The organism is Mesorhizobium sp. M1A.F.Ca.IN.022.07.1.1 (genome assembly GCF_003997575.1).
Lineage (GTDB): Bacteria > Pseudomonadota > Alphaproteobacteria > Rhizobiales > Rhizobiaceae > Mesorhizobium.
Genome location: NZ_RZST01000353.1, coordinates 1 through 5,811, shown reverse-complemented (window position 1 = coordinate 5,811; position 5,811 = coordinate 1). Strand labels below are relative to the sequence as shown.

Below are 5,811 nucleotides of genomic sequence, written 5' to 3'. Positions count from 1 at the left end.
GCGCAGGAGCAGCAGACCGACGATCGCGATCTGCGGCGTGGTCAGCGAAAAGCGCTGCGCCATCAGATGTTCGTAGCGCTCGACCCGTGAAGCAACAGCCTGGCGCACCAGACCCTTCTGTTCGAGCGAGCTGAGCGCGCGCCTAACGTCGGTCAGCTCCAGCGCCATCACCGGCTCGCGCGCCGTCTTCTGGTTGGCCGCGGCATGCGCACCGTTCAGCGTCAGCGGATAGACGTCCGGCGTCAGCTCCTTCTTCTCGATCAGCGAGCCGAGCACGCGGGCTTCGACGGAAGAGAGGACGGGGAGATCGGTCATTGGGTTTGGCTTTTCGATAAGGTCGGTTCTCCGGGTACCGATTTTGACAGAAATCGGATCGCCGCGACAAGGCAGAACCTTCGGAACGTCGGCGGGACAGCGCCCCCCTCTGTCCTGCCGGACATCTCCCCCACTTGGGGGGAGATCAGCAGCTTCGCCGACGGCGCTCATCCTTCAACGTTGGCGATTGGCGAAAGCCGCGATGACAGCCAATCTCCCCACCCGTGAGGGAGATGGCCGGCAGGCCAGAGGGGGGCGCGAAGAATCGCTGCGTACGAACTTGAGCCGCTAAACTCTAGACGCGCCGCTCCACCATCATCTTCTTGATCTCCGCGATCGCCTTCGCCGGATTGAGCCCCTTCGGGCAAGTTTGCGCGCAGTTCATGATGGTGTGACAGCGATAGAGCCGGAACGGATCCTCGAGATTGTCGAGCCGCTCGCCGGTCGCCTCATCGCGGGAATCGATCAGCCAGCGATAGGCCTGCAGCAGCGTTGCCGGGCCGAGATAGCGCTCGCCGTTCCACCAGTAGCTTGGGCACGAGGTCGAGCAGCAGGCGCACAGGATGCACTCATAGAGCCCATCGAGCTTCTCGCGGTCTTCATGGCTTTGCAGCCATTCCTTGGCGGGCGTCGGCGAGACCGTCTTCAGCCATGGCTCGATCGAGGCATGCTGGGCATAGAAGTTGGTGAGGTCGGGCACGAGGTCCTTGATCACCGGCATATGCGGCAGCGGATAGATCTTCACCGCGCCGGAAATGTCGTCGGCGCCCTTGGTGCAGGCGAGCGTGTTCGAGCCGTCGATGTTCATGGCGCAGGACCCGCAAATGCCTTCGCGGCAGGAACGGCGCAGCGTCAGCGTCGGGTCGATCTTGTTCTTGATCCACAGCAGCGCGTCGAGCACCATCGGGCCGCAATCGTCCATGTCGACGAAATAAGTGTCCATGCGCGGATTCTCGTCGTCGTCCGGCGACCAGCGGTAGATGCGGTATTCGCGCAGATTGGTGGCGCCCTCCGGCTTCGGCCAGGTCTTGCCCTGCTGGACTTTCGAATTCTTGGGTAGCGTGAGTTCGACCATTACCTGCGGTCCTTTCGGATGACGAGCTTCAGCCCGGACCAGATATCGTTGACGGCCGCGACCTTGACGTCGACAAGGTCGCGCTTGAGCGCCTCGGCGCGGATGACGTCCTCGGTGACGTCGGTCGGCACGTTCGAAGCCTTCTTCGGCCAGGAGACCCAGACCATGCCGTCGCGCTTGATCGCCGTCTCGATGCCGGCCAGGCCGTCCTCGATCTCGGCGCGCTGCCGGGTGAAAGCGTGCACGGCATCGTATTTCCGGTTGCCCGAGATCGCCGACCAGTAGGGCAGCCGATCGACCTCGGCAAACCCGACGGCTCCAGCCAACTCGTCGAGCTCGGGCGGCAGCGCGATGAAGGCGGCGACCATGCCGTCCTTCAGGCCGAGCTTGGCCGCAAGGGGCGTGCCGGAATATCCCGCGGCCGCCAATGCCATGTCAGTAGACCCTGGCCTTTGGCGCGATCTTGGCCAGGCTGATGCCGCCATCCTTTTCCGCCAGCAGCGGGTCGGTGTGCACCGGGCGGTAGGAAAGCGTCACCTTGCCGTCCTCGCCGACGTGGGCCAGCGTGTGCTTGCGCCAGTTGGCGTCGTCGCGCGCCGAGAAATCCTCTCGCGCATGCGCGCCGCGGCTCTCCTTGCGCGCCTCGGCGCCGTAGACCGTGGCGATGGCATTGACCATCAGGTTTTCGAGCTCCAGCGTCTCGACCAGGTCCGAGTTCCAGATCATCGAGCGGTCGAAGACCTTGACGTCCTTGAGCTCGCTCCAGATCTGCGAAACGCGCTTGCAGCCATTTTCCAGCGATTCCTGCGTGCGGAACACCGCTGCGTCTTCCTGCATCGCCCGCTGCATCTTTTCGCGCAGCGCCGCGGTCGGGGTCGAGCCGCTGGCGTGGCGCAGCTTGTCGAAGCGGTCCATGATCTTGTCGATCGATTCCTGATTGGGCGACGGAATCGCCGACTTGCGATCGATCACCTGGCCGGCGCGGATTGCGGCCGCGCGGCCGAACACGACGAGATCGATCAGCGAGTTGGAGCCGAGCCGGTTGGCGCCATGCACGGAGGCGCAGCCGGCCTCGCCCACCGCCATCAGGCCGGGCGACACGCGGTCGGGGTTGTCGAAGCTCGGGTTGAGCGCCTCGCCCCAATAATTGGTCGGCACGCCGCCCATATTGTAGTGGACCGTCGGCAGCACCGGGATCGGCTCCTTGGTCAGGTCGACGCCGGCGAAGATCTTGGCCGATTCCGAGATGCCCGGCAGCCGCTCGTGCAGCACCGCCGGATCGAGATGGTCGAGATGCAGGAAGATGTGGTCCTTGTTCTTGCCGACGCCGCGGCCCTCGCGGATCTCCAGCGTCATGCAGCGCGAGACCACGTCGCGCGAGGCGAGGTCCTTGGCCGACGGCGCGTAGCGCTCCATGAAGCGCTCACCCTCGGAATTGACGAGATAGCCGCCCTCGCCGCGCGCGCCTTCGGTGATCAGGCAGCCGGCGCCGTAGATGCCGGTCGGGTGGAACTGCACGAACTCCATGTCCTGCAGCGGCAGCCCGGCCCGCGCGGCCATGCCGCCGCCGTCGCCGGTGCAGGTATGCGCCGAGGTGGCGGAGAAATAGGCGCGGCCATAGCCGCCGGTCGCCAGCACCACCATCTTTGCCGAGAAGCGGTGGATGGTGCCGTCGTCGAGATTCCACGCCACCACGCCGGTGCATGTGCCGTCCGGCTCCATGATCAGGTCGAGCGCGAAATACTCGATGAAGAACTGCGCGTTGTTCTTCAGCGACTGGCCGTAGAGCGTATGCAGGATGGCATGCCCGGTGCGGTCGGCGGCGGCGCAGGTGCGCTGAACCGGCGGGCCGTCGCCATAATTCATCATGTGGCCGCCGAACGGCCGCTGATAGATCTTGCCCTCTTCGGTGCGCGAGAATGGCACGCCGTAATGCTCGAGCTCATAGACGGCGGCCGGCGCCTCGCGCACCATGTATTCCATGGCGTCGACGTCGCCCAGCCAGTCTGAGCCCTTGACCGTGTCGTACATGTGCCACTGCCAGGAATCTGGGCCCATGTTGGAGAGCGAGGCGGCGATGCCGCCTTGCGCCGCGACCGTGTGCGAGCGTGTCGGAAACACCTTGGTGATGCAGGCGGTGCGCAGCCCCTGCTCGGCCATGCCGAGCGTGGCGCGCAACCCGGCGCCGCCGGCGCCGACGATCACCACATCGAATTTGTGATCGACAAAGGTGTAGGCCGAAGCCGTGCTGGCTGTGTTTGCGCTGGCCAAGACGTCAGCCTCCGAATGCGAGTTTGAGCAGAGCGAAGAGCGAGGCGACGCCGACTGCTATTGAGAAGAATGTGTTGAGGGCGATCAGCGCCAGCTTCATGCCCTCGCCATGCACATAGTCCTCGATGATGACCTGCATGCCGATCCGCATGTGGTAGAGCGCGGAAATCAGCACCAACGACAGCACCAGCGCCACGAAGGGGTTCGCGAGCGACGCCCGCACTTCAGCATAGCCGTGGCCGTTGAGGGCGATCAGGAAGCCGACGAAGAACAGGATGAGCGGGATATTGGCCACCGCCGTCAACCGCTGGCGCCAGAAATGGCCGGTACCCTCACGCGCCGAACCAAGGCCGCGAACCTTCCCGAGCGGCGTGCGCATGTCCGAATTCTTTGCGGTCATCAGAGTGCCCCCCGCGCCATGTAGCCCGCGATCCAGATCAATAGCGTCAGCACGATCGAGCCGGCGAGCGTTGCCCATGCGATCCTCGAGGCGGTGTGTTTTTCGAGCCCGGCGCCGGTGTCCCAGACGAGATGGCGCAACCCGCCCAGCATGTGGTGCATCAGCGCCCAGGTGTAGCCGAACAGGATCAGCCGGCCGAGCCAGGAGCCGAAGGCCCAGTTGACCCAGTCGAACGCAGCCTGCGAACTCGACGCAGCGATCAACCAGGCCGCCACCAGGAGCGTACCGAAATAGAGCGCGCCGCCGGTGATGCGATGGATGATCGACATCGTCATCGTGATCGGGGGCCTGTAAATCGTCAGGTGCGGCGAAAGCGGCCGTTCACGTCTGGCAATTGCGCGGGTGGCTGGTGATTTGCTCATGGCTCCCCCAGATCGGCGTTCCTGAGCCGCGAAGGATGCGGCTTTTGCCGCCACGACATAGGGCCTCGGATAGCGGGTTTCTAATGCGCTTTTTGCACCGCGTCAAAGCCGGAAAATCGTTTTGGAAACGTCATTTAGTCTGACAAAACGGGGAAATTCAGCTTCAATCGATTAGCGGCCGATCTGCAGCCGGCGCAACGTCGCTGCAGTGCAATAAGATCCGTTATCTTTTGCAGCTCTGCGGCGTGGACCCCTTTTTCATCACCAGCGCCTCGCGACCGTCGAACACGATTGCGTCATGCGTCGCCGCTTCCTGGTAGCGGCTGGTCTGGTTGGCGGGCGACGCTGGAAACACTACGGCCGAGCCATCCGGCCTGAGCACGCGCAGAGAAGAGCCGAGATTTTGGATGGTGATCATGCCGCCGTCGCCGCACCTGTAGGTGGCCGTTCCGACGCCGGCTCGCGGCATGGTCAAGTCGGTGGTGATTTTGGTTGCGGGTGGCGAAGCTGTTGCCGATGTCTTGGGCGCTGCGGCAGCTCCGGCCCCGGGAGCGACGGGTTGGCTGGTTGGAACGGGCGAGACTGTTGGCGATAAAGTATTCGCCGCCTTCGGCACGCCGTCCTGCGGCACGCAGGCCGTAGCCGCAAGAAGCAGCGGAACAACGAGCGACAGCCAAATCGCACGGCCAAACATCATGTGCTGCCCCTTTCGTGCGCGGCACGCTAGCCACGCAATGCGCCAAGATCAAGCTCGCCTGGGCCGGGGCGGGGCGATGGACGGAGTGGAGCCAAGGCGCCGAAATTAACCATGTTCATTAAGTTCCCCTCCTGAAGCCTGTCTGCCCCTTAACAAAGGTTAAGAAAGGGTTAATTTCCGATTCGCACGACGTTTGCAGGGCGATCCCGAGGGTCGCACCGTCCAAGGGAGAGCGACATGCGTTCGAATTCAGTGCGGGCAGGCCTGGCGGTCGCGACGCTGGCTGCACTTGCCACCGCCATTGCTGTGCCGGCCGAAGCCGGCCTGCGCCATCACGACCGCGTCTATGCCGATTCCTTCGGCAATCTCGTCATCGACAGCGCCGCCGGCTACAAGCGCATCATCGTCGGTGAGGGCAGGCACGCCAAGCAGCTCTCGAAGTTCACCGGCGCCGGCCAGCCCGACGTCCTCTACGATTCCGACGCTGCCGGTGCCCCGGGCTGCTACCAGCCGCCGGTCTTCATCAAGGGCCGTTCCTATATGTACGGGCTCTCCGACGGCGAGATGCCCAACCTCAGCCCCTGCCGCTGACCGCCGCCGGGACTGCCGGCGCGCGGTCCCGAGCGAGACG

At 64.3% G+C, this 5,811-nt stretch carries 8 protein-coding genes; 1 reads left to right on the top strand and 7 read right to left on the bottom strand.

Annotated elements, in window-relative coordinates; genetic code table 11:
• From EOA75_RS27505 to EOA75_RS35840, 7 genes are all read right to left on the bottom strand, one after another.
• The coding region (locus EOA75_RS27505) for a DUF480 domain-containing protein (protein WP_127325632.1) at positions 1–315 on the bottom strand (315 nt) is incomplete at its 3' end.
• 295 nt (positions 316–610) lie between these two features.
• Complete coding sequence (locus tag EOA75_RS27495) at positions 611–1,390, bottom strand: succinate dehydrogenase iron-sulfur subunit (protein ID WP_127214597.1); 780 nt, start codon at positions 1,388–1,390, stop codon at positions 611–613.
• Positions 1,390–1,824, bottom strand: a complete 435-nt coding sequence (locus EOA75_RS27490; protein ID WP_095799643.1) for a DUF3052 family protein — start codon at positions 1,822–1,824, stop codon at positions 1,390–1,392. The genes EOA75_RS27495 and EOA75_RS27490 overlap by 1 nt, the downstream gene beginning before the upstream one ends.
• A gap of 1 nt (position 1,825) precedes the next feature.
• A complete protein-coding gene (gene sdhA, locus EOA75_RS27485) occupies positions 1,826–3,661 on the bottom strand; it encodes a succinate dehydrogenase flavoprotein subunit (protein WP_127247332.1) in 1,836 nt (611 codons plus the stop codon).
• Positions 3,662–3,665: 4 nt separating this feature from the next.
• On the bottom strand, positions 3,666–4,061 hold the full coding sequence (gene sdhD, locus EOA75_RS27480) for a succinate dehydrogenase, hydrophobic membrane anchor protein (RefSeq protein WP_066991857.1): 396 nt from the start codon (positions 4,059–4,061) through the stop codon (positions 3,666–3,668).
• A complete protein-coding gene (gene sdhC, locus EOA75_RS27475; protein ID WP_127214595.1) occupies positions 4,061–4,483 on the bottom strand; it encodes a succinate dehydrogenase, cytochrome b556 subunit in 423 nt (140 codons plus the stop codon). Before sdhC ends, sdhD begins: the two co-directional genes overlap by 1 nt.
• A gap of 223 nt (positions 4,484–4,706) precedes the next feature.
• Positions 4,707–4,952 (bottom strand): hypothetical protein, encoded by a 246-nt coding sequence (locus tag EOA75_RS35840; protein ID WP_348628687.1) that lies wholly within the window; start codon positions 4,950–4,952, stop codon positions 4,707–4,709.
• A gap of 465 nt (positions 4,953–5,417) precedes the next feature.
• Between EOA75_RS35840 and EOA75_RS27465 the strand changes: the two genes are divergently transcribed.
• Positions 5,418–5,771, top strand: a complete 354-nt coding sequence (locus tag EOA75_RS27465; RefSeq protein WP_127214591.1) for a hypothetical protein — start codon at positions 5,418–5,420, stop codon at positions 5,769–5,771.
• Positions 5,772–5,811 lie beyond the last annotated feature (40 nt).